A 1,923-nucleotide genomic window follows, 5' to 3' on the forward strand; every position below is an offset into this window, starting at 1 on the left:
TTGATTATTGTGTTGTTTATCTTATTAATTATTGTCGGCTGCAGCATTAGTTGGTAACCATCTATTGTTCTTTCTTCAGAAATAAGTACCCCTTTAAAGCATCCAGATCGTGATAAGGCTGCAAACCGATCAGGTAAATAGAATTATTTATTACCAATAAATTGAAACAAAATGAAACCAGCACCCTTCTTCTTTCGGTGCTGGTTTATGATTTGGGAAAATAGGGCGCGTATGGCGAGAAAGTTTGTCTCTGTTTACATAGAGTAGGAACAGATGCCGATCCTATCGTTTATATAATAGATTTACTATGAAACCTGAAATTCCTAATTATAATCTCCCCATGTAGATCTGAACTGTTCCAGGAACCTAAAAATAATAAAAGATCCATAGTATAAGGCCCACCCGAAAGCGCACCTGATACGCATGTAAGTTTTTTGTAAATCGGGCCCCCTTCTAATCCCTCTATTTATGTGTTTTGATTTTGTCAGACTTTCTCCTCCTGCTCAACCTTCGCAGTGGTACCAAAAAATAAGACTGTCGAAATCATCTCGACAGCCCGAGAGAACCAGCCTTACCGGACTCTCATACAATTAGGAGTTCAAATTGAATTTTTCATAATAATAACGTTGATTCTTTTTCCAATCACTTAATTTAGTTTTAAACACTTGTTCACCTTGCTGATCATAAACTCTTACAATGTTTTGATTGCTCGTAATGGCATATTCCTTTTGCTGATCAGCGGTTGTGGAAGTCTGTTCTGTTTCATTCGCTGAGGAGGCAGCTGCTTTTGCATCACCCTCCTGATTATTTTCTGATGTTTTAGATTGAGATTGATCTTTTGATGCTTGTTTTTGGAAGTTCGTAATCTCGACCTCTTCTTTTGCTGATAATGTTTCCAGCTGCTTAAACTGAGTCATAAACGTTAGAGCCAGTCCAAGAAGTACAAATGGTATAATGAATCTTATAGTTTTAGACATTAATAATCCCTCTCTCTTTCTATCTATTCTTTTCCTTAACCTGCCAGGCACCAGCGCGCCGTGGATCTGAGCCGCCATATACCCTGTTTTCTTCTTCGTCCACAACCAGAGCTTGGACTCCTCCGTAGTAAGTGGGGGATACCTCCAGGTGAACATCATAATCTCTTTCCTCTAATTCTTCCTTCACTTCATCATCCAGATCTTTTTCTACATAGACATTTTCATCTTCTATATAAAACCTGGGTGAAGCAATGGCCTCTTCAAGGCTCTCACCAAATATCACGTGTTTGGTAAGGACTTCCGTAAGCATCATAGGAATTCGCTCTCCTCCCGGTGAACCAATACCTATCTTTCTATCACCATTTGTCATAATGGTCGGGCTGGTAAAACTCCTTGGTCTTTTTCCAGCTTCCATCCCATTTATTGAAGAGTCATCTGGACTGAAGTTTTTTAACTGATCGTTTAAAAAGAAACCGCCGATTTCTTCACCAGAGCCAAAATATGCGCTTAACGTGTTCGTTACCGAAACCATGTTGCCTTTTGCATCTACGACTACATAATGGGTGGTGCTGACGTGATCTTCTTCTGCCACTGTGTCACTTGTTTTATAATCATCGGATAACTGATCCATATCAATAGAAGCAGCGAGGTCTTCTACATAATCAGCCTTTGTCAGTTCTTCGTATGATTTATCAGTGAATAAGGGATCCCCGATATTCTCCACACGATCATCGTACGTTCGTTTGGATATCTCACCAATCATATGGATGTAATCAGCTTGACTTCCTTCCGCCTCTTTTAGATCAACCATTTCGCTGACTTTTAAGGATTGAATTAACGTTACGCCTGACAATGGCGGCGGGGCTGAATAGACATCATAACCTGCAAATTCACCTTTTACGGGAGCACTTTTCATAACGGTGTAATTGCTCAAGTCTGATTTGGT

3 protein-coding genes are annotated in these 1,923 nt (G+C 39.8%); 1 reads left to right on the top strand and 2 read right to left on the bottom strand.

What is annotated here, in order from left to right:
• Positions 1 to 57, top strand: coding sequence for a YjcZ family sporulation protein (locus WAM07_RS15455; RefSeq protein WP_422168257.1), 57 nt, complete (start codon positions 1 to 3; stop codon positions 55 to 57).
• 533 nt (positions 58 to 590) lie between these two features.
• Here the strand turns inward: WAM07_RS15455 and WAM07_RS15460 are convergent.
• Both WAM07_RS15460 and WAM07_RS15465 read right to left on the bottom strand, forming a co-directional pair.
• Positions 591 to 977: a hypothetical protein gene (locus WAM07_RS15460; protein ID WP_422168254.1), complete on the bottom strand. Its 387-nt coding sequence runs from the start codon at positions 975 to 977 to the stop codon at positions 591 to 593.
• A gap of 19 nt (positions 978 to 996) precedes the next feature.
• A partial coding sequence (locus tag WAM07_RS15465) for a gamma-glutamyltransferase (protein WP_422168256.1) occupies positions 997 to 1,923 on the bottom strand: 927 nt, incomplete at its 5' end.

Source organism: Halobacillus sp. (assembly GCF_049282395.1).
GTDB lineage: Bacteria > Bacillota > Bacilli > Bacillales > Halobacillaceae > Halobacillus.

Coding starts and splice junctions, on each gene's coding strand:
- WAM07_RS15460 (WP_422168254.1), bottom strand. CDS start 977: ATGTCTAAAACTATAAGATTCATTATACCATTTGTACTTCTTGGACTG.